The sequence below is a fragment of the Streptomyces alanosinicus genome (assembly GCF_014650595.1).
In the GTDB taxonomy this organism is placed as follows: Bacteria; Actinomycetota; Actinomycetes; order Streptomycetales; family Streptomycetaceae; genus Streptomyces; species Streptomyces alanosinicus.
In genome coordinates, this window is record NZ_BMVG01000170.1 from 1 (window position 1) to 582 (window position 582).

Below are 582 nucleotides of genomic sequence, written 5' to 3' on the forward strand. Positions count from 1 at the left end.
TGGTTGACGGCGGAGCCCTTGATCAGGGCGAGGACGGGGTGGCCGTTGCGGCGGGCGTCGCAGAGACGCTCCAGTACGACGACGCCCACGCCCTCGGAGCAGCCCGTACCGTCCGCCGACGCCGCGAAAGGCTTGCAGCGGCCGTCTGCCGCGAGGCCGCGCTGGTGGTTGAAGTACAGGAACATGTCCGGTTCGGACATGACGGTGACGCCGCCGGCGAGGGCGAGGGTGGACTCGCCGGAGCGCAGGGACTGGGCGGCCAGGTGGACGGCGACGAGGGAGGAGGAGCAGGCCGTGTCGATGGTGACCGCGGGGCCCTCCAGGCCCAGGCTGAAGGCGACCCGGCCGGTGACCAGGCTGCCGCCGGTGGTGCCGGACGCCTCGGTGCCCTGGGCGTAGTCGTGGTACATCAGCCCGCCGAACACTCCGGTGCGGCTGCCGCGCAGGGTGTGCGGGGCGATGCCGGCGCGTTCGATCGCCTCGTGGGCGGTCTCCAGGAGCAGGCGCTGCTGCGGGTCGAGACCGAGGGCTTCACGCGGGGAGATACCGAACAGGGTGGCGTCGAAGTCGCCCGCGTCGTAC

At 72.5% G+C, this 582-nt stretch carries 1 protein-coding gene; it reads right to left on the bottom strand.

Going from position 1 to position 582, the window contains the following annotated elements:
• Positions 1 to 582, bottom strand: a 582-nt coding sequence (locus IE277_RS46835; RefSeq protein WP_189960241.1) for a polyketide synthase, incomplete at both ends; no start/stop codon positions are given.